Source organism: Pseudomonas sp. WS 5010 (assembly GCF_012985565.1).
GTDB lineage: Bacteria > Pseudomonadota > Gammaproteobacteria > Pseudomonadales > Pseudomonadaceae > Aquipseudomonas.
Genome location: NZ_JAAQWQ010000039.1, coordinates 1 through 524, shown reverse-complemented (window position 1 = coordinate 524; position 524 = coordinate 1). Strand labels below are relative to the sequence as shown.

The window sequence follows — 524 nt, the reverse complement described above, 5'->3', positions numbered from 1 at the left end:
GTGGTAGCTGCCGGTTCCCATGCGGACCTTGATGGTGATGGCCATGTCAGTTCCCCTTGCGGTCGTCAGGCCCGCCGAAGCGCTTATCGGTGCGCCCGTCGTTATCCAGGTCGCGGTCTGGCCCGCCGAACGTTGCGTCGGTGCGGCCATCGTTGTCGCGATCCCGATCGGGGCCGCCGAAGCGTGCATCGGTGCGGCCGTCGTTGTCCAGGTCGCGGTCGGGGCCGCCGAAGCGCGCGTCGGTGCGGCCGTCGTTGTCCAGATCCCGGTCAGGGCCGCCGCACGTTGCATCGGTGCGCCCGTCGCGGTCGACGTCGCAGTCGCGGCCGGCCAACGCCGGCAGGGTGGTGGCCAGGAGTGCGATGGCCAGGGCTGTGGTGGTCAGGGCTTTCATTCGTCGTCGCCTTCTGTGGCTTGCGGGTCCGGTTGGTGCGTGTACAGCTTGTAGATGAACATGCCCAGGGCGAGAACTGCCCCGAACAGGAGGCCGAGCAGGACTTCGACCGAGCTTGAGGATTGGCGGC

At 68.3% G+C, this 524-nt stretch carries 1 protein-coding gene; it reads right to left on the bottom strand.

Annotated features, from left to right (window positions below; all coding sequences use genetic code 11):
• Positions 1 to 46: 46 nt before the first annotated feature.
• Positions 47 to 394, bottom strand: a complete 348-nt coding sequence (locus tag HBO11_RS28475; RefSeq protein WP_170059076.1) for a hydrolase — start codon at positions 392 to 394, stop codon at positions 47 to 49.
• Positions 395 to 524: the final 130 nt, after the last annotated feature.